Source organism: Sphingobacterium sp. LRF_L2 (genome assembly GCF_965644235.1).
GTDB lineage: Bacteria > Bacteroidota > Bacteroidia > Sphingobacteriales > Sphingobacteriaceae > Sphingobacterium.
This window is the reverse complement of sequence record NZ_CBFFRI010000003.1, coordinates 321437-340592: the sequence shown is the minus strand read 5'-3', so window position 1 is coordinate 340592 and position 19156 is coordinate 321437. Positions and strand designations below refer to the sequence as shown.

The window sequence follows — 19156 nt, the reverse complement described above, 5'->3', positions numbered from 1 at the left end:
AATGGATACAGCAAAAAATTTTTTATTGGACATTAAGGATCGGACAGCCTATCTCACTGTAAATCGACCTGAAAAGTTAAATGCTTTAAATCGGGATACATTATCGGAACTTTCTAAGCTCTTAGGTTTTTTAGAACAAGAGCAAAGGGTTCTTGGCATAATATTGACCGGAGCAGGCGATAGGGCTTTCGTTGCGGGAGCTGATATCGCGGAGTTTAAAGGTCTTTCAGAAGCAGAGGCTTTCGATCTTGCAACTTGGGGACACCGGCATGTTATGGATGTTATTTACAATTTTCCAAAACCGATTATAGCAGCTGTGAACGGATTTGCATTAGGTGGAGGATTGGAATTAGCTATGGCCTGTCACCTCCGTGTAGCGAGTGATCAGGCAAAAATGGGATTGCCAGAGGTCTCTTTAGGTATTATTCCTGGCTATGGAGGGACGCAACGATTACCAGAATTGGTGGGAAGGGGAAAGGCGTTGGAAATGATACTTACAGGTGACATGTTAGATGCTTCGGCTTCACTGCAGTGGGGATTAGTCAACTACGTGGTTCCTGCTGATGAGCTTATTCGAAAATGTGACGAACTGCTTCAAAAAATGTATTTAAAATCGCCGAAGGCTCTGTCTTTAGCGATTCGTTCTGTAAATAAGGGACTGCAATCTCCAAAAGAAGGGTATGATGAAGAGATCAAAGCTTTCGCAGAAGCTTTTGGCACAGCAGATTTTGTAGAGGGCGTAGCTGCTTTCTTAGAAAAACGTAAACCAAAGTTTTAATGTTATTGTTCTTCAGTTAATAATTAAATGTTGACTGTATGAATAACCCTGTTTTTTCTCAAAAAGAGCGAAATATTATTATCCTCCTTATCGTCGTTATTTTGGGAGCGGTATTGCTGTATGCCATGCGCGGTATTTATGGAGCAATTTTAGGAACTTTGGTGATGTATACCCTTTTTCGACAGCTAAATATTGTTCTTGTCGAACGTTACCATTGGCCAAAGAGCTTATCTGCAATTATCATTATTCTTGTTTCCATCTTTATTATTGTTCTACCCTTTATCGGAATAGGTAGTATGCTTGTTCGGAAAGTAATGGAATTGCAGGATAACCCTGTGTGGGTAAAACAAATTATTGACGCGATTAATCAATTTGCGGGTGATACGCTGGGCAAACCTGACTTGCTCAAAGAGCAGATAGAATCCAGCGCTGCATATCTTGGGGGGCTTCTTACCACGATATTGGGAGGTGCAGCAAATGTCTTCATCGATGTTACGGTTATGTATTTTATCCTCTATTTTCTTTTTGTGAATTATCGAGGATTTGAGAGAGGCTTGTTGCACTATATGCCTTTTGATGAAGAACAAGCGGGTATTTTCGGCGCGGAATTAAAAAATATTACTTACTCGAATATTGTTGGGCAAACAGTGGTTGCTATTGTACAAGGAGGTTGTCTTTCGTTGGGCTTTTGGATTTTTGGCGTGGGGGATGCCTTGTTTTGGGGAGTGATCTGTGCAATATTATCATTTATTCCGCTTATTGGCCCTCCTTTATTATTTGTTCCTGCGGTGCTCCTTCTGTTGTCGAAAGGGCAAACATGGGAGGCGGGAGGGCTCTTACTCTGGGGATTTGGCCTTGTCATCAATATCGATAATGTATTACGGTTTATTATCAACAAGAAAGTGGGGGACATCCATCCTTTGATTACTGTGGTAGGTGTGATTATTGGATTACCCTTATTTGGTATTATGGGATTGGTATATGGTCCTCTGTTACTCGCTTATTTCTTGATTGCTATTAAAATTTATAAAGCCAATAAACGCTTATCCTTGAAAAAGGAACAATTGGAGGAACGCTGATCTAAAGAGGTTTATCAAAGAGATCTGATGTGTCGTATCCGTTGAGAATATCGTGTAGTTTTGTTCGTTGTACTGCTGGAGAGGGCTGTTGTTTGATGTTGGCGCAACGATCTATGGATACATAGGTTTGCTGTCAGTATACATTGTGTCAACTGCAGACTACTTGATAGTCTTGTATAAGAACTTTTCGTCGTTGTCATTTGACTTGTTGATGTTGTTCTTTGGGGACGTTTTTCTTAGAGATGTTGCTGTTAAGGACAGCTTTGTCGATGACCTTTTCTACTTATCCAAAGACTTGCCCAATACATACTTTGCTTTAATGTATAAGTACATTGTCTTGGTGTATAAGTACATTGCGCGGAACGCAGGTGAGTTTTTCGAAAACTACATGAACTTATTGATAAACTCCATGTAGTCGTTTGTGAACTCCATGGAGTCGTTCGACATGTACATGCACTTTTTTGTAAACTACATGAAGTTGTTGAACATTTACATGGAGTTTCGCGTAAACTTCATGTAATTGTTGATTTTGTACATATACACTGGCTCAGTGTATATGTACATTGCGTAAAACTTCATGAACTTCTTTGTCAACTTCATGAAGTTTTTTGTTTTTTACATTGTGTTTTGTTTAGTGTACATGTACATTGGCTTAATGTACATGTAGAAAATGGCGATTTTTTTGGTTTTTGGGCCTGTTTTTCGCCAGATCCCGCCAATTTCCGCCAAATCGCGCCAAAGTTTCATTTGGGTCTGCTTTGTTTTTTACGTTTGTACTTGATTTAATAAAAAGTAGAACTAAGGTTGCAGATCCTTTACACAGCGTAATTTCAAGGTACATTGTTGTTTGATTATACGGTCGGGCTAGATCGTTTTGTACTTCGGGAGTAGAAGAAGAATGCCCTCTTTGTAGGTCGTTACAAAGAGGGCATATTGAGGTTGTTCGTAATGAATATCGCTACGCGCGCCAGTTCTTATACTGATTAATTAGTCCATTTGTAGACGAATCATGCGTGTTTACGGGTTTTTCATCGACCAGTTCGGGGAGGATTTTATTTGCTAGTTGTTTTCCTAGCTCTACACCCCATTGATCAAAACTGAATATGTTCCAAATAATTCCCTGAACAAATATTTTATGTTCATATAATGCAATAAGAGTTCCTAAGGTCCGTGGGGTAATTTTTTTAACAAGGAATGAGTTCGTCGGACGGTTTCCTTCAAATACCTTAAAATTCTTTAATTGTTCGATTTCCTCTTCCGATTTTCCTGCTTTCTTTAGTTCTGCAACAACTTCTTCTTCTGATTTGCCATTCATGAGCGCCTCTGTTTGTGCAAAGAAATTAGACAATAGAAGTTGATGGTGATTTCCAATAGGGTTATGCGAAATTGCTGGAGCGATAAAATCACATGGAATAAGTTTGGTTCCTTGATGGATCAATTGATAGAAGGCATGTTGACCGTTGGTGCCCGGTTCGCCCCATATAATAGGACCTGTCTGATAATCCACACGGTTACCGTTGCGATCCACATATTTCCCATTGCTCTCCATGTCTCCCTGTTGAAAATAAGCCGCAAATCGGTGCATGTATTGATCATAAGGTAATATAGCATGACTTTCTGCGTCAAAAAAATTGTTATACCAAACGCCTAAAAGGCCTAGTATAACAGGTATATTTTGTTCAAAATCAGTCTCCTTAAAGTGTTTGTCGGCAATATAAGCGCCTGCAAGTAATTCTTCGAAATTATCGAATCCTATTCCTAAAGCAATAGAAAGACCAATCGCAGACCACAGCGAGTACCTTCCTCCGACCCAATCCCAAAATTCAAACATGTTTTGCGTATCGATACCGAATGCGGCGACACCTTTTTCATTCGTGCTTAGTGCAGCAAAATGTTTGGCAACATCAGCTTCAGTTGCGCCAGATTGTAGGAACCACTCTTTTGCAGAACTGGCGTTGGCCATCGTCTCTTGTGTGGTAAACGTTTTGGATGCGATAAGAAATAAGGTCGTTTCAGGATTCAGACTTTTTAGCGTTTCTGCAACATGTGTACCATCCACATTTGAAACGAAATGCAAATTTAAACGCGTTTTGTAGGCTTTTAGAGCTTCTGTAACCATGACAGGGCCTAAATCTGAACCTCCTATACCGATGTTGACTACATCCGTTATTTCTTTGTCCGTATATCCTTTCCATGCACCAGAAAGAATCCGGTTGGTAAAATCCTTCATGTGAGATAAAACGGATTTAATCTTCGGCATAACATCTTCACCATCTACTTCTACAGGTTCTGTTGACTGGTTTCGTAGTGCCGTATGTAACACCTGCCGACCTTCCGTCATATTAATGCGTTTGCCGTCAAACATCGCTTGTATAGCAAGGTCTAATTGACATTCTTTAGCCAGCTGAATGAGTAAAGCAAGCGTTTCATCGGTGATTCGGTTTTTCGAATAGTCAAGAAGAATATCTTCAAGTGCAATAGAGAACTTTTGAAAACGTTGTGGATCTTCGGAAAAAAAATCTTTTAAAGATTTTTCTGTGATCGTAATATAGTGATCTGCTAAATATTTGTAAGCTTGGGTGGTTGTAAAATCTACATTTGGAAGCATAAAAAATCTAATTTGTTTGTTATCAAAGATAAGGATTGCGAGAGTGAAAATTAAATTTAATGGAATGAAATCCATCTTCGCTGTAGATGATTTCTACGGATAGAAAAACGTATTACGTTTTTACATTTATACTTTCTATTTTTGGGCATGACCAAAGAACAAATTCAAGACTTGAGGGACCGCGTAACGTCCCTGAGGAGGCATCTTTGACATTGATGCCAAGAAATCAGAAATCGCTACAAATACAGAAATTACGCTAGGGCCAAATTTTTGGGACGAACCGAAAGCTGCTGAAAAGATCTTACACGAGATAAAAAATCTAAAAGTTTGGACAGAACACTTTGATACCGTGTCGGCTTCTGTCGATGATGTGGGCGTTATGTATGAATTTTTCCAAAGCGGTGATGCGGCCGAACATGAAGTGGACAGTCAGTATCAGGAGGCTTTAAAGGAAGTAGAAGAACTGGAGTTTAAGAATATGCTTAGTGCAGAAGAGGATCAATTGGATGCTATTTTGCAAATAACAGCGGGAGCAGGTGGGACTGAGTCTTGCGACTGGGCATCGATGCTTATGCGGATGTATATTATGTGGGGAGAAAAACATGGATGTAAGGTTACAGAGCAGGACTACCAAGAAGGTGATGTTGCTGGAATAAAAACAGTTACGCTACAGTTTTCAGGGAATTTCTCGTACGGTTACTTGAAAGGTGAAAATGGAGTACATCGTTTGGTTCGTATTTCGCCTTTTGACTCTAATGCAAAACGGCATACATCTTTCGCTTCTGTATACGTTTATCCCTTGGTGGATGATAACATAGAAATTGAAGTTAAGGATTCCGAAATAGAATGGGATACATTCCGTTCAGGTGGTGCAGGAGGTCAAAATGTGAATAAAGTAGAGACTGCTGTTCGATTACATCACAAACCGACGGGCATTATCATCAAGAACCAGGAATCTAGATCACAACTTCAAAATAAGGAAAATGCAGTTCGTTTGCTAAAGTCACAGCTATATGAGATCGAGATGCGCAAGCGACAAGAAGCAACAGCGGCAATTGAAGGATCTAAGAAAAAGATAGAATGGGGCTCACAGATTCGTAACTATGTGTTGCATCCCTATAAGTTGATCAAAGATTTGCGAACAAACAAAGAAACATCTAATACACAGGCTGTTTTGGATGGTGAATTGGATGAGTTTTTGAAAGCTTATCTGATGGAGTTTGGTGGATAAGTCTTCGTGAAGATTTCAACTTAATGATAATAGTGCATAGCACTATTATCATTAAAAACTATTTTTCCACATCATGCTTTCGACAGGACGGATGGTCTTATTATTATATTTTGCATTTCCTTTACTGTTGTACATGGTCTCGATATCGCCTTCAACCACAAAATAAATCAACTGGCCGATAGGCATACCTGCATATACACGTACAGGATGTGCTACAGATATCTCTAATGTCCAAGTATTGCAGAAACCAACATCGCCTTTGCCCGCTGTCGCATGGATATCAATTCCTAGTCGCCCAGTACTAGACTTGCCCTCTAAAAAAGGGACGTGGCCGTGTGACTCTGTATATTCTAATGTGACACCGAGGTAGAGTGTGCCAGGTTGTAATACATAACCTTCTTCCGGGATCTCAAAATGGACAATCTCATTATGCTTTTTAGCGTCAAGGATTTCATCCTTATATGTCGCTAGGTATTTGCCTAAATGTACATCATAGGAATTTGTCCCTAAACACTTTCTATCAAAAGGTTCGATTACGATCATTCCTTTTTCAATCTCTTCTAGAATTCTTTTATCTGATAATATCATGCGCTATATTGAATTTCCTACCCTTGAAATAGCCAACGAATAGGACGTCAAAAATACATTATTGCTTCTATTTCAACAACTTTTAACTTTTTATTTTGTTTAGCTAAGATATTGCTTGGAGAACTTGTAATTTTAGAGTTGGTATGCTGTGTTTTAGCATGAATTTAATATTTAGGCATTTGTAAATATGGGGTTAGTATATTTAAGAGAATTAAACAGCGAGACTAAATTTGCCATATGGAAAATCGAAGAGAGTGCTGAAGAGTTGCTCGGACGGTTGCAGCTTGATGAACGTGAGCGTGCGAAATTGGAGAGTTTCAATAAAGGGAAGCGGCGTTTACACTGGTTGGCGACGCGCGTGTTGCTTCGTTATTTACTGAAAACCGAACAGTATATCGCATGTCCGTCAGACGAAAACGGTAAACCATATTTAGTCGATTATCCTTATAAGATCTCGCTTACGCATTCTTATGATTATGCCGGAATATTAATGTCAACACAGGGAGAATGTGGTATAGACCTGGAAATTGTAAAGGATAAAATAGTCCGTATAAAAGATAAGTTTATGAAGCCTCAGGAGCTTGCTTTTATAAAGGAGGATGCCATTGAGCAGTTTTACGCATGCTGGTGTGCTAAAGAGGCTGTTTATAAATTGCAGGGAAATAAAGGGGTTTCTTTTCTTGAGGATATGAGCATTTTGCCCTTTCAATATAAACCACAAGGCGTGTTAACCCTTGTCCTTCGTAAAGAAAAGAAAACATACTCCTTCCAAGTCTATTATGAGAAATTTCAAGACTATATGTTGGGATACGTTGTCGAAGCAGTTATTGGTTAAAAAGTTCTTTTCGGAGGGTCTGGTAATCATTTAATGCACCTTCGGCTTTATTGAGCTCCCGTTGGGTCATGTAGATTTGACCAAGCTTATCGATGATAGCGAGTTGTAACAACTTATTATCTTCCGATTTAGCCAGCGCATCTGCTTGGATAAATTCCTTCTGCGCCACTTTATAGTTTTGCTGGATAAATTTAGAAAATGCCAACATATACTCGATTTCAGCAAGCTCGTCCCTGAAATTTTTCTCTGTCGCTAAATTTCGTGCTTGGATTAAGAACCATTGCGCTTCAGTGTGTTTATTCTGCAATTGGTAGATTTTGGCCAAAGTTTGCCATGCTAAGATTTTTTGTTCATATGCTTTTGCACGGTTCAGTAGGGGAATAGCCTTTCGTATGATGTTATTCTCGGCGGTTCGAAAGTCCTTGTCGTACGCATGTATCATTGCTATTTTGACCAACGAGTTTGCTTGTTCTATTGTACTTTGTTTCTTGACGGCGTGTTTGTAGTAGGCGTCTTGAAATACGCCCGCTTGTTGGATGTCTTTTTCAAAGAGATACACGTTTCCCAAGTTGTATTGAATGGTGGCGATGTCCAATGTGTTCGGTGTTTTCTGTGCTTGTTGAAGAGCGCTTTGCAATAAACCCAACGTTTGATGGACTGCGCCCGTACGCAAGGAGATTTCTGCATACGCATGTAAGAGACCATAGGCCGTAATATAATTAGCGTGGTCAATCTCGCTTTCGATTAAGGTGTTCCAGGCGAGCGACGTCGCTGGAAGCGGTGTCAATATCGCCTGAATATTGGAAATATTGCTTGTCGGTCTAAATTCATGGACAAGTTGTTGAAAATCTAATGCTTTGTCTATACTATCTTGAAAATAGGTCTTCTCCTTGTATTGATCGGTAAGTAATTCTTCACGCGTTCGAGGTGGCGGTAGTACGTAGACGGATGGGCCGATGCCCGTAAAAGTCGTATCATACTTGGTCACATACCCAGCAGGGTCTAATTTTTGTTCCTTTTTTTGCGCTTTTAATTCCATGTAGGCAAAAAGAGCGTTTAAAATAAGCAGAAAGCAGATGATATTATTTTTATATACTAACATAGTTTCTCTAATTTACCAAATGTAAAAAAAGTTTGGTAAACAAATGCCTTTCGATTTTTTGGTGAAAGATGTAAAAGGATAAGATGTGAATAAATATCCCAAATAAAGTCATCCGAGTCGTCTGGAAATAATGAGAAAGCACGCAGAGAAGATATAGGAGGCTGATTTTGTTTTTAACGAAGTTTAACATTTCAACTAGATTTTTCGAAAGCTTTTGAACGTTAACTATAGTAATCGAATCTTTACATGATCTTAGACAATATAATTTAGAATCTGGACGTATTTTAATTGTCAAAACGGTAACTTGAACATAATATTTTTAGTGCCGCTAGTGTATTGTTATTCGTTTTCAGTATTTTTAGCGCGAGCAAATTTTTAAGCTAAGCTTGCTGAAAGTATTATTGTAAAGTAAATGTATTTAAATAAACTCTCTTATATGTTTAAGAACATTGTTTTAGGGCTTGCATTAATTTCTATTGTAGCCTGTGGGTCAAAACCTCGTGTGAATTTGGAGGAGGGGCTGTTGGAATTGAAGCCCTCTGCGCAACATGAAGTCATTGCTTCGGAAGTTGCCAATCTCCTGGAAAATTATAGTTACAAGAAGGTTCCTATGAATGACTCTCTTTCTCGGATAGTTTTTGAAAATTTATTGAAATCTATGGATCAGGGGAGGAATTACTTGCTTCAGTCGGATGTCGATGATTTTAAACAATTCGAAAATACCATCAGTCAAGATTTCAAAAAAGGAGATTTATCCGCTCCTTTCTATATCTTCAATGTGTATTCAAAGCGATATTTAGAGGCCATGGAATATGCGTTGACTCAAATAGACGCAGCGCAAGATTTTTCTGTTAATGAGAATTACATTGCTTATCGGGAAAAATTACCCTATTTTAAAACCGATGCTGAACTTAAAGATCAGTGGCGCAAGCGTGTGAAATATGATTTATTGAATCTACGCCTCACCAGTACGGAAAAGGATTCTGCGGATGTAGAGAAGCATAAATCAACGTTGCGTAAACGCTATCAAAATATCATTTCTCAGGCAAAAAAGACAAATTCGAACGATGCTTTCCAGCTCGTTATGACAGCCCTTACGGATGCTGTAGATCCACATACGACGTATTATAATCCCTCTTTTGCGCAGGCCTTTAATGAGGGTATGTCCAATACCTTCGAAGGTATAGGAGCTCGCTTGCAAATGGAGAATGAGATGGTTACCATTAAGGAAGTTATTCCCGGCGGCCCCGCTTTTAAAGATAAGAGTCTTAATGTGGATGATCGCATTATAGGTGTTGCGCAAGGCGACGGAGAATTTGAAGACATCATTGGATGGCGATTAGATGCAGCTGTCGCAAAGATAAAAGGGCCTAAAGGAACAACTGTTCGCCTAAAGATCATTCCAGCCGGTCAAGAGTTGACAGCACAGCCGAAGGTTGTCGCATTGAAACGCGAGAAGATTGTTGTGGCAGAAGAGTCGGCGCAGAAAGAAATTAAACAAGTAAAAGGTGAAGACGGTAAAACCTACAAAGTAGGACTGATTAAGCTGCCGAAGTTCTATATTGACTTTGATGCGTATCGTAAACGTGATCCGAATTATAAAAGTACGACAAGGGATGTTCGCCTCATATTGGATACACTACGACAAGAAAAAGTAGATGCTGTTGTTTTAGATCTTCGTAATAATGGCGGAGGTTCTTTGCAGGAGGCGATAGAACTTACAGGATTATTTATTGATAAAGGTCCTGTTGTACAGGTGAGAGATGTGAGAAATCGGATTGAAGTTGATAATGATGAGGATGCGGGTGTATCCTGGGATGGACCGTTTGGGGTGTTGATCAACCGCTTCTCTGCTTCTGCATCTGAGATTTTTGCTGGAGCTATTCAGGATTATGGACGAGGTGTGGTACTAGGCTCACAATCGTATGGAAAAGGAACTGTACAGTCGGCTATTGACATGTCTCGGTTCATCAGCGCTACGAATAAGCTTTTGTTGAAGGCAAAAGGAGAAGATAAGGATCCCGATACCCCGAATGGAGCGCCGGAATTTGGTCAAATTAATATCACGATGGGTAAGTTCTACCGGGTTACAGGAAGTAGCACGCAACATAAGGGCGTAACACCGGATGTGGTATTCCCAACCCAGTATACTGCTGAAAAATTTGGAGAAAGCTCTGAATCATCTGCATTACCTTGGGATCAGATAAAACCATCTTCATTTACAAAAGTATCTGATTTATTGTCTGTAAGCCAAAAGTTGAACAATATTCATCAATCGAGAATGAAGAAATCTCCAGAATATCAATACCTTTTGGAGGATATTGACGAGTTTAAGAAATTAGATTCTATTCAAGAGATTAGCTTGAACGAAATCGAATTACAGAAAGAACGTGATCGTACGAAAGCAAAAAATAGAGCACGAATCAATAAAGGCTTAGAGCTACGCGGTCTACCTTTATGGAAAGACGGAGAGCCACAGCCAAAGACTGATTTTGATTTCGTATTGGATGAAAGTTTGAATGTTATGGTTGACTTTATCAAACTTGTGAAAAAGTAAAATAAAACATCACATATAAAAAGGGGCTGCATTTAAATGTAGCCCCTTTTTTTAGTTAAGATTTTTGTTTGCCTTCAGTCATTAGCATAACATATTGCTTGAAAACCTTATTTTCCTGCTTTATGTCCTCGAATTGCGAAGAATAAGATATAAAGGTAGGCCGGTATCATTGCGTATAAGAAAGCATGTTGAAAATCAATTGCTAACGTATCTTTTAAGAAGCCGTAAACAAGTGGCCAAATTGCCCCTCCTGCGATGCCCATAATCATGATTGCGGATCCGATTTTTGTGAATTTACCTAACCCTTGAATGCCAAGCGGGAAAATTGCAGGCCACATCAGAGAATTAGCGATGCCTAGAAGAGCGACAAACCAAAAAGAAGTAAGCCCCGTTGTAAACACGGCACATGTGGTGAATATTATACCGACTATGGTACAGATTCGTAAAGAGAATTGCTGACTAATAAATCTAGGTATAGCGATAATCCCTAATACATAGCCGAAAAGCATGAATAATAAAGTGAACGTCGTCGCATTGTCTCTAAAGACCTGTGGGACATTCCCTAGCTCTCGAGCATAGGTACCGATGATATCGCCGGCCATGACTTCCACAGCAACACAAAAAAAGATAGCCAATGCACCTAAAAAGAGGTGAGGGTATTGGGTAAGACGATTTTTTGTAACCAATTTATCACCTTCTGTGCTATCTTCCTCTACGCCTACTTCTGGAAGTTTAACGAACTTCAGAAAAACGGCGAAGGCTACGAAAATAATGGCCAAGGTAATATATGGTGTATGTAATTGTTGGAGTAAATCGGATAGAATAGATTGTTTTTCGATTTCAGTTGTTGCAGCATTCAGTTTTTCTTCTGCGGCATTTGCCCCTTTGAGCAACAGTTGGTTGAAGATAATGGGGACGAGTATGCCTGCAGATTTGTTAAAAATACCAGCTATGGAGATCCGTTGGGCCGCACTTTCGATAGGGCCAATGATACTTAAATAAGGATTTACCGCTGTTTGCAGTAATGCCATGCCCGCTCCTTGAACAAAAATAGCCAATAAAAAGAGAAGATAGCTGTTGTGTTCTGCTGCAGGGATGAAAATTAAAGAGCCTAGCCCTAATACCATTACACTAGCGACAAGTCCATTGTGGAATCCAATTTTCTTCAAAATCCATGAACTGGGCAGCGCAAGAAAAAAGTACGCAATGTAAGAGGCAAATGTCACTAAATAAGCTTGAAGATCGGTCTCTAAATTAAAAGCGCGTTTGGAAAATGGTATCAAGGAACCATTTGCCCAGGTAATAAAGCCTAGAATGAAAAATAATAAACAGCAAATAAGCATAGGGAGCAATGCCGTTTTTCGTGTTGGGGTAATACTCATTGTTTCTTTAGTTTGTTAGTTTTATAGATACGTTGGGCGTTAAATGTTTGTTTATGCACTACAAGACTAGGAAAATAAATTGATATTTTTAATAATAAAGCGAGAATCGGCAGAAACTTTATAAAAAAAGATTAGAGAGATTCCGTTGGGCGAAATCTCTCTAAAACCTAAACCGTATCATAAAACCAATTAATGGTGTTTGTATATAATACAACGGAAAACCAGAAATGTTTTATAGAAAAAATTATTTTTTTTCTATAATTGCGACAGTCAACCTAGAAATACAGATCAGTTTGCCATTTTTATCTTTAATTTTTATATCCCACACATGACTTTTTAAACCTAGATGCAACGGGGAGCAATAAGCATATACTATACCCTCACTGATAGATTTTATGTGATTGGCATTTATTTCCATACCTACCGCAGAGAAATGTGCTTGATTGATAACCATATTGGAGGCAATGCTTCCTACAGACTCGGCCAACACAACAGATGCCCCACCATGTAGAATGCCGAAGGGTTGTTTGACTTTATCATGAACAGGCATGCTGGCAATTAACATACCTTCTTGTATCTCTGTTGCTTTGATATCGAGATAACCAGTCATGTATTTTCCAAAAATGCCGTTTACTTCGTCGAGATCGTAATCTTTATACCAAATTTTCGACATGTTGTATGTTTTCGTTATTTAGATATCGTTCTTTTAAGATAATGCGGTGATGTGTTAAATGCCCCGCAATAACATATAGAAATGCTTTTACCGTGACAAGCCGACCAGAAGCCATGCCTTTGCGAGCGAGCTCTACTTCATTGAAGGTCTCGAAAAGAAGCAGATTTGCCTTCCTTAAGAAATGAAATTCTTCCATAATACTTTCGAAGGATCTTTCGTTATGTCGGGCATTTTGTACGAATTCATCTTGTTCAAACGGAGCCAATTCTGTCATATCATTTCTTGAAAAACGTAAAGCGCGATATGCCATGACGCGCTCTGTGTCTAATATATGGCACAATACTTCCTTAATCGTCCATTTTCCTTCTGCATAAGTAAAGTCCCCCATATCTTCTGGAATACCTGCTATAAATTCGGAGAAGGTTAGCAATTGTTCTTGAAGCTCTTCCATGACAGGGCCGACTACATTTTCTATGTAATCACTGTAGATCGCTGGATATTCATCAGACTTGAGTGGGTTCATATCGTAAATTGCTTTTAAGTATTATTCTAAATGTCGTTCCTTTCCCGATTTCAGACTCTTTGACGAATATCTGGCCCTGATGATAGTCAACCATTCTCTTAGTCAAACTGAGCCCTAATCCCCAGCCTCTTTTACGGGTTGTGAAACCCGGTTGGAAAATGGTATCAAAATTTGATTTTGGAATTCCTTTTCCACTATCACTAATGTCTATAAAAATTTCCTCTTTTGCAATGTTGTCAATAATGTTAACAATTATTTGTCCCTCCGACTCAATGGCATTTACCGCGTTTTTAAGTAAATTTTCGATAATCCAGTCGAAGAGTTGTACATTTAGTTTGGCTTCGACGGTTTTATCTCCTGTTAGTTCAAAGCTTATTTTTTCGCTTGTCCGGACACGGAAATAATGTATATATTCCTGTATAACGTCGAACACAACTTGGTTGGTCAACGTGGGGGTAGAGCCTATTTTGGAAAACCGATCGGCAACAATTTCCAACCGTTTAACATCTCGCTCCATCTCATTTAATATACTGTCTTCCTCCGCGTTGAACTTCGTTCGCACAAGCTCTAGCCAACCCATAAGTGAAGATATTGGTGTACCCAGTTGATGTGCAGCCTCTTTAGCCATTCCCACCCAAACAAGGTTTTGTTCGGATTTCTTGATGGAATTAAAAACCGTGTATGCGATGATAAGAAAGAGGGCTATCAGCGAAAGTTGTAAATAGGGAAAAATTCTTAACTGTCTTAATGCTGTAGAATCGAGGTAGTAAACAGACCATTTTTCGCCGGTATCCAAGTGAAGCGCGATAGGTGTATGATTCCGTTTCATCGCTGCAAGTTCTTTCTCGAAATAGATGGGATCATATTCTAATTTGTGGTTTGTTGAATCTACATGGCCTTTGATATTCGTCTTATTCGGGTCTAGATCTCGCCAGAAAATAATATTTTCTTTTTCATCTGTGATAATAGCGGGTATGGACAAGCTGTCTCGAACAGCGTATACGAAACTGATGAATTGATCGTCGACATCGGGCATCGTAACAATACTTTTGGTACTCATGGCCCACACTTCTGCCTTTGTTCGCTCCGATTTTGATAAGCTTTTTACGAGGTAATTTGTATAGAAAAGAGAGGCTCCCGCAATTAAAGCGGCAAACAAAAATAGAAAAACCTTCCATCGTTGTTTCGTATGGTATCGATACAGCTGATCTTTGTTTATCATCATGGTATGCAAAATAGGTAATTTTCAGCATTCCTAAAAAGGTGATCTTCGTCTTTTTAGGAAGGTGTTTCAGTGATAAATGTGTAATTTTGTGGTTATGAGTTTGCATAAAAAAGTTCGCGTGCGCTTTGCCCCTAGTCCTACGGGCGGTCTACACCTAGGAGGTGTGCGTACGGCATTGTTCAATTATCTTTTCGCTCGCCAGCATGGGGGCGACTTTATATTAAGAATAGAAGATACCGATCAGACGCGATTTGTGCCTGGTGCTGAGGAATATATCAAGGAATGTTTGGCTTGGTGTGGCATCGTGCCTGATGAAAGTCCGGAGAATCCGGGTAGTTATGGGCCTTATCGGCAGAGTGAACGCAAGCCTTCCTATCGACAATATGCAGAGCAATTAGTAGAAAAAGGACTTGCCTATTATGCTTTTGATACGGCAGAAGAATTGGATGCTCAACGGAAGCAACATCCTAATTTCAGATATTCTCATGAAAATCGTTTGCAACTGAGGAACTCGTTGAGTCTTGCACCGGCTGAAACAAATCAGCTTTTGGCAGCAGGAGAGCCTCATACGATACGTATAAAAATGCCTGCGGATGGGATCGTAGCCTTTGAAGATATGATTCGTGGGAAAGTGTCTTTTGAGACAAATTTAGTGGATGATAAGGTGTTGTTGAAAGCGGATGGAATGCCGACGTATCATTTAGCTGTTGTTGTCGACGATAGGATGATGGAAATATCCCATGTTTTCAGAGGCGAGGAATGGCTTCCTTCAGCTCCAGTGCACCTGCTGCTTTGGGAGTATTTAGGTTGGAAAGATGAGATGCCTCAATGGGCGCATTTGCCGTTGATATTGAAACCAGACGGTAATGGTAAATTGAGTAAGAGAGATGGTGATCGATTAGGATTTCCTGTATACGCGATGAATTGGGTAGATGCTAAGACTGGAGATGTAACAAAAGGATTTAGGGAGATGGGATTTCTTTCTCAGGCTTTTGTAAACATGTTAGCCCTCCTGGGATGGAACGATGGTACCGAACAGGAAATATTTACAGCAACAGAGTTAGTGGAAAAATTTAGTGTGGATAGGGTGAGTAAAGCTGGAGCGAAGTTTGATTTTGAAAAAGCAAAATGGTTCAATCACGAGTGGATTAAGAAAGCAAGCAATGCAGATCTGTTGCCTCAAATAAATCACATCATCGAAACCCAGACGAATCGTGTTTTCGAGGAAGGCTATATAGCCGAAGTTTTGTCGTTGGTAAAAGAACGATTAACGTTTGTTGAAGATTTTTGGACGCAAAGTTCATTTTTCTTTACAGAGCCATCGAGCTATGATGTGGACGCTGTGAAGCCGAAGTGGAACTCGGATAAGCAATTGTTTTTTGAGGAGGTTGCACAGGAGTTTAATGAACTCGCTTCATGGAACGCTGCGGATATAGAGACGTTATTTAAAACAAAGATAAGTGATAAGGGGCTGAAAGTAGGAGAGCTCATGATGCCATTCCGTATCATGTTGGTTGGAGGGAAATTTGGCCCTGATGTCTTTAAGATCGCTGAGCTCCTTGGTAAGACAGAGGTTTTAGAACGCATCCAGCGAGCCATTCCCGCTTTTTCTTAGGAGAGCCTTTGTAGAAAAAAGATCCGAATCCACTGTGGATTCGGATCTTTTTTTTGAGGATTACATATATAAATCGTTGGAGAATGTTTCATTGTTCTCTAACATGTATGCCATTGTTTTGATTACTCTATCGTGTTTTTTTACAAATGGATTTTCTTCATTCCAAACATAGCCCGCCAGTACCGCACATATCTTTTGCTTTATATCTAGGTTTTCAGGACGGTGAAAGAATAATGTTTGCAAGTTGCCCGTATACCATTCTTTTACATAGGTCGTAAATACATCAATTCCTCGTTGCATGTAATCAGCAAATTCTATTTGCCAGTCTACGTGCTCCCCTTTTAACTGTCGGTATGCTAATTTAGCAGCAAGAATACCGGATTCTGTTGCAAAGCATACCCCCGACGAAAATACAGGGTCTAGAAACTCGGAGCTGTTTCCTGTTAGTGCGAAGCCGTCACCATACATTTTCGTTACGGCTGCAGAGTAGTTTTTAAGGTGAATCGGCTCAAATTCAAAATGCGTATTTGCAAAGCGTTTTACGTAAAAATCGGAAAGTTGAATCGCTTTCTTTAACGCCTCAGCGGTGCCTTGATCTCCCTTGAGTTGTTCAATAAAGTCGGTGTGCGCCACAATGCCTAAGCTTGTGAGACCATTCGAAAAAGGAATTACCCAAAGCCATACTTCTGTTTCCAATACATCGAATGATATTTGTGTTCCCTCGATGCCCTCGGGACGGTTGATGTCTTTTACGTGTGAAAAAATGGCAGAATGAGGGTTTAATTGAGAGGGTTTGTCTAAATTTAAAAGACGAGGTAATACTCTTCCGTAGCCACTTGCATCAATAACAAATTTCGCTCGAATCTGCGAAACGTTCCCCTCCTTATCTTCGATAGTAGAAATGGAGTCGGTTCCGTTGAATTCGATGGCCATCAATGCTGTCTCAAACGCAATATCCACACCTTTTCTCGCCAGTTCTTTCGTCATGACATGATCGAATTCCGCTCGAGGTATTTGCCAAGTCCAGTCCCAGCCGTCGCCAAATTTTTGACTAAAATCGAAGATGCTTATTACTTCTCCTTTGATGAAGCGAGCTCCCGGTTTCTTTTGAAAATTATGCTGCTGTAGTGCGGAAAGCAGCCCTGCTTCGTCAAAATGATCCATAACCCGGGGGATGAGACTCTCGCCCACCACCAGTCTGGGAAAATTGGATTTTTCTATGACTTTGATTCGTACATCTTTCTGTTGGAGATAGCCTGCAGCGACACAACCAGAAGGTCCTGCTCCAATAATCAAAATATCTACTTCCTCGGTGAACATGTCGTAACGGATTAATATATAAATTATATTACTTTTGCATGTGTTAAAATATGACACAAATGTAAGAGTTATATTTGTGCTTTTTTGTGATAATCTAAAATTCGGCGATTGCTGGCAAATAAATGATTTCAGTAGATAAAAAACTTACGTTGTCTCAGGTTTATGAGATCTTATTCAATAACCAACCATTAGAAGTACAGTCAGATGTGCTTGAAATTGTAGAAGAGAGTCATCTTTTTTTGAAGAAATTTGCAGAAAATAAGGTGATTTACGGTGTCAACACAGGTTTTGGCCCTATGGCTCAATATCGGGTGAAGGATGAAGATACCCATCAACTGCAGTATAATCTAATCCGAAGTCATGCTGCGGGGACTGGCGATTTGCTGTCGCCAATTCAAGTAAAAGCGGCTATGCTCACGCGGTTGTCAAACATCTCAAAAGGCAAGAGTGGTATTCACAATAGTGTGATCGCCTTGCTTCAGGAAATGATTAATCGCGATATTACACCCGTAATATTTGCGCATGGCGGTGTTGGAGCAAGTGGAGATTTGGTTCAGCTCGCCCATCTTGCTCTAGTCTTAATCGGAGAAGGGGAGGTCTTATATAAAGGCGTTCGGCGATCAACATCCGAGGTTTTTGAAGAAGAGCGTCTGAAACCAATTGAGGTTGTCATTCGTGAAGGACTATCTTTAATAAATGGTACTTCCGTCATGACGGGTATAGGGTTGGTTAACTATTTTTTAAGCAGAAAGTTATTAAGTTGGTCGATATGGCTTTCCTGTGCCATGAACGAAATCGTCAAGGCGCATGACGACCACTATTCCACAACCTTGAATGCAGTAAAGCTACATCCAGGACAGCAAGAAATTGCTCGATTGATGCGTGAGCAGCTTGTAGACAGCCAGCTAATCAAGAAGCGGGAAGAGGATTTGTATTCGGGAAATAACCAAGAAGACATCTTCAAGGATAAAGTGCAGGAATACTATTCGTTGCGATGTGTGCCTCAAATACTTGGTCCTGTTATGGAAACGTTGGATCAAGTGGGCGTCATTTTAGAAGATGAATTGAATTCTGTGAGTGATAATCCTATTATTTCTGTAGAAGATGGTAATGTTTATCATGGCGGAAATTTTCATGGTGATTATATTGCGCTAGAAATGGACAAGTTAAAGTTAGCGGTGACCAGGTTGACGATGTTGTCAGAAAGACAGCTCAATTATCTTATGAATGCCAAGATTAATGAAATCCTGCCGCCATTCGTGAATATGGGTAAATTAGGATTCAATTTTGGAATGCAGGGGGCTCAATTTACGGCTACGTCAACCACTGCAGAAAACCAGACACTTTCTACTTCGATGTATATTCATAGTATTCCAAATAATAATGACAATCAAGATATTGTGAGTATGGGAACTAATGCTGCCGTTCTTGCGCATAAAGTTGTCGTCAACGCATTTGAGGTCTTCGCTGTCCAGGCAATTTCGCTCGCGCAAGCCATCGATATTTTAAGTTACCAAAATTTTGTATCTTCAAAGACGAAAGAGGTGTACGACGATATTCGTAACATTATACCCGCTTTTTCGGATGATAAGCCTCTTTATACAGCAATTCAGCAGGTTAAAGAATATTTGATGAAATAA

At 39.7% G+C, this 19156-nt stretch carries 15 protein-coding genes; 7 read left to right on the top strand and 8 right to left on the bottom strand.

Annotated elements, in window-relative coordinates:
- The first annotated feature begins 1 nt into the window (after nucleotide 1).
- Together ACSZOX_RS07430 and ACSZOX_RS07425 are read left to right on the top strand one after the other, a co-directional pair.
- Nucleotides 2-778 carry an enoyl-CoA hydratase/isomerase family protein gene (locus ACSZOX_RS07430; protein WP_437919228.1) on the top strand — a complete coding sequence of 259 codons (777 nt, stop codon included), beginning with the start codon at nucleotides 2-4 and terminating at the stop codon, nucleotides 776-778.
- A 38-nt stretch (nucleotides 779-816) separates the two neighbouring features.
- Nucleotides 817-1857 (top strand): AI-2E family transporter, encoded by a 1041-nt coding sequence (locus ACSZOX_RS07425; RefSeq protein ID WP_437919227.1) that lies wholly within the window; start codon nucleotides 817-819, stop codon nucleotides 1855-1857.
- 958 nt (nucleotides 1858-2815) lie between these two features.
- Here the strand turns inward: ACSZOX_RS07425 and pgi are convergent.
- A complete protein-coding gene (pgi, locus tag ACSZOX_RS07420) occupies nucleotides 2816-4465 on the bottom strand; it encodes a glucose-6-phosphate isomerase (RefSeq protein WP_437919226.1) in 1650 nt (549 codons plus the stop codon).
- Between the two features lie 147 nt (nucleotides 4466-4612).
- Here pgi and prfB point away from each other — a divergent pair.
- Nucleotides 4613-5696 (top strand): peptide chain release factor 2 gene (prfB, locus tag ACSZOX_RS07415; protein WP_437919225.1). Its coding sequence is split into 2 segments (ribosomal slippage): nucleotides 4613-4672 and nucleotides 4674-5696, totalling 1083 coding nucleotides; the frame shifts between segments, so codons are not numbered across the junction.
- 51 nt (nucleotides 5697-5747) lie between these two features.
- Here prfB and dcd read toward each other — a convergent pair.
- A complete protein-coding gene (gene dcd, locus ACSZOX_RS07410) occupies nucleotides 5748-6284 on the bottom strand; it encodes a dCTP deaminase (RefSeq protein ID WP_437919224.1) in 537 nt (178 codons plus the stop codon).
- A gap of 187 nt (nucleotides 6285-6471) precedes the next feature.
- On the opposite strand from dcd, the gene ACSZOX_RS07405 reads away from it, so the two are divergent.
- The gene (locus tag ACSZOX_RS07405; protein WP_437919223.1) at nucleotides 6472-7119 is read left to right on the top strand and encodes a 4'-phosphopantetheinyl transferase family protein; all 648 of its coding nucleotides are present in this window, start codon (nucleotides 6472-6474) and stop codon (nucleotides 7117-7119) included.
- Here the strand turns inward: ACSZOX_RS07405 and ACSZOX_RS07400 are convergent.
- The gene (locus tag ACSZOX_RS07400; protein ID WP_437919222.1) at nucleotides 7109-8221 is read right to left on the bottom strand and encodes a tetratricopeptide repeat protein; all 1113 of its coding nucleotides are present in this window, start codon (nucleotides 8219-8221) and stop codon (nucleotides 7109-7111) included. The genes ACSZOX_RS07405 and ACSZOX_RS07400 overlap by 11 nt on opposite strands.
- Nucleotides 8222-8657: 436 nt before the next feature.
- On the opposite strand from ACSZOX_RS07400, the gene ACSZOX_RS07395 reads away from it, so the two are divergent.
- Entirely contained in the window at nucleotides 8658-10778 is a 2121-nt protein-coding gene (locus ACSZOX_RS07395; protein WP_437919221.1) for a carboxy terminal-processing peptidase, read from the top strand.
- Between the two features lie 107 nt (nucleotides 10779-10885).
- Here ACSZOX_RS07395 and ACSZOX_RS07390 read toward each other — a convergent pair whose 3' ends face one another.
- The 4 genes from ACSZOX_RS07390 to ACSZOX_RS07375 form a co-directional block, all read right to left on the bottom strand.
- The gene (locus tag ACSZOX_RS07390) at nucleotides 10886-12160 is read right to left on the bottom strand and encodes a sugar MFS transporter (RefSeq protein WP_437919220.1); all 1275 of its coding nucleotides are present in this window, start codon (nucleotides 12158-12160) and stop codon (nucleotides 10886-10888) included.
- A 244-nt stretch (nucleotides 12161-12404) separates the two neighbouring features.
- Entirely contained in the window at nucleotides 12405-12833 is a 429-nt protein-coding gene (locus ACSZOX_RS07385; protein WP_437919219.1) for a hotdog fold thioesterase, read from the bottom strand.
- Nucleotides 12814-13356, bottom strand: coding sequence for a DinB family protein (locus ACSZOX_RS07380; protein ID WP_437919218.1), 543 nt, complete (start codon nucleotides 13354-13356; stop codon nucleotides 12814-12816). The genes ACSZOX_RS07385 and ACSZOX_RS07380 overlap by 20 nt, the downstream gene beginning before the upstream one ends.
- Nucleotides 13337-14581: a sensor histidine kinase gene (locus tag ACSZOX_RS07375; RefSeq protein WP_437919217.1), complete on the bottom strand. Its 1245-nt coding sequence runs from the start codon at nucleotides 14579-14581 to the stop codon at nucleotides 13337-13339. Before ACSZOX_RS07375 ends, ACSZOX_RS07380 begins: the two co-directional genes overlap by 20 nt.
- Nucleotides 14582-14675: 94 nt before the next feature.
- On the opposite strand from ACSZOX_RS07375, the gene gltX reads away from it, so the two are divergent.
- Entirely contained in the window at nucleotides 14676-16196 is a 1521-nt protein-coding gene (gene gltX, locus ACSZOX_RS07370; RefSeq protein ID WP_437919216.1) for a glutamate--tRNA ligase, read from the top strand.
- Between the two features lie 60 nt (nucleotides 16197-16256).
- On the opposite strand, the gene ACSZOX_RS07365 is transcribed toward gltX, so the two are convergent.
- Nucleotides 16257-17516, bottom strand: a complete 1260-nt coding sequence (locus ACSZOX_RS07365; RefSeq protein ID WP_437919215.1) for an NAD(P)/FAD-dependent oxidoreductase — start codon at nucleotides 17514-17516, stop codon at nucleotides 16257-16259.
- 122 nt (nucleotides 17517-17638) lie between these two features.
- On the opposite strand from ACSZOX_RS07365, the gene ACSZOX_RS07360 reads away from it, so the two are divergent.
- Nucleotides 17639-19156, top strand: a complete 1518-nt coding sequence (locus ACSZOX_RS07360; RefSeq protein ID WP_437919213.1) for an HAL/PAL/TAL family ammonia-lyase — start codon at nucleotides 17639-17641, stop codon at nucleotides 19154-19156.